Origin of the sequence: Rhodohalobacter halophilus (assembly GCF_001715195.1) — a bacterium.
Taxonomy (GTDB): domain Bacteria; phylum Bacteroidota; class Rhodothermia; order Balneolales; family Balneolaceae; genus Rhodohalobacter; species Rhodohalobacter halophilus.
This window is the reverse complement of record NZ_MDWE01000091.1, coordinates 1-1,116: the sequence shown is the minus strand read 5'-3', so window position 1 is coordinate 1,116 and position 1,116 is coordinate 1. Positions and strand designations below refer to the sequence as shown.

General features: G+C 34.9%; 2 protein-coding genes. Both read right to left on the bottom strand.

The window, feature by feature from the left end; genetic code table 11:
- Nucleotides 1-129: 129 nt before the first annotated feature.
- Nucleotides 130-870 carry a hypothetical protein gene (locus BG260_RS14005; RefSeq protein ID WP_069133551.1) on the bottom strand — a complete coding sequence of 247 codons (741 nt, stop codon included), beginning with the start codon at nt 868-870 and terminating at the stop codon, nt 130-132.
- A 10-nt stretch (nt 871-880) separates the two neighbouring features.
- A partial coding sequence (locus BG260_RS13855; RefSeq protein ID WP_218089781.1) for a hypothetical protein occupies nt 881-1,116 on the bottom strand: 236 nt, incomplete at its 5' end.

The following is a 1,116-nucleotide window of genomic DNA, read 5'->3' as shown; positions in this document are numbered from 1 at the left end:
AACGACCCACCGCATAACCGGCGCAGGGGTTATGATTTTTTAAAAGGCTACTAATTTGAACAATCATTGGCAAGAAATTTAACCAAAGCCGCGTCTGCGTCCGCCGTTAATGCGGTTGTTATACCACAATTACTCGGATTCAAGCTTATTTAATATAGACTTAGCGTTTTCGTTAAGCTTCTTTAGTGATTCTTCAACTGATGGTAACTGATCGTATATCTTCCAATGCGAATCAAAAAAGCTCATTACGTACTTGTCATTGAATTTATTTGAACTTTTGTCTTCGTACTCAATCGAAACATTTACTTTCCAGTCCACATCTTTTTCTCCGGAAATCTCTCTGATGCGGTTACTAATAATAAATTCGCGCCTATAATTTGGAGGAATAAAGTCAAGATTAATGAACTTTTCGTAATCCATTTTATCGTACAAGGCAAAATCTTTTAATGATGGATCAAATTTAAACTCCACCGAATAAGCTGGTCGGATTCCCACATTTTGAACTACAAACATTATTAAATCTTTGCTTCCCTTTAATTCAAAATGAGCTGTCAAAAAAGGGCGATTATATTCTTGTAAACTCTTTGAAGTTTCTTCCAAGGAAATTGCCTGATTTTGCATTGCCTTTCTTTGCTCGTTCAACTCTTGCTGTTGATCTTTCAATGCTTGTGTATTTTTCTTTATCTCGTGCCCTTGTTGGTAGTATCCTAGTATAAACCAGAAGAAAGCAATAGGCGCAACTATTCCTGCTAAATAGTCGCCTTGCTCGTTTAGATCATTTGCTAAAAAATCATTTGTTAAACCCCAACAGACTGTAAGAGTTAACCAAATAATCGTAACAATTATACCAATTACTGTACCGGTTTTCATGGGTAAGAATTTATTCTAAACCTTTCATGACTTTGGTCTGCTCTCGCGCATACTCAATAAGCTTTTCTAATTTTTCTTCATCATTATTTTGAATTGCTTCGTAAAGCACTTCAGAATTAATGAAAGATCCTTTTTTGAAATTGAAAGCTTCTACAATTGCTTTGCCAAATTCATCCCAAGCTTTAATTGCTTCTTTTTTGAGTTCTTCAGTAGCCATAATTAAAGTAGTTTGTTTTGTGGTATAAC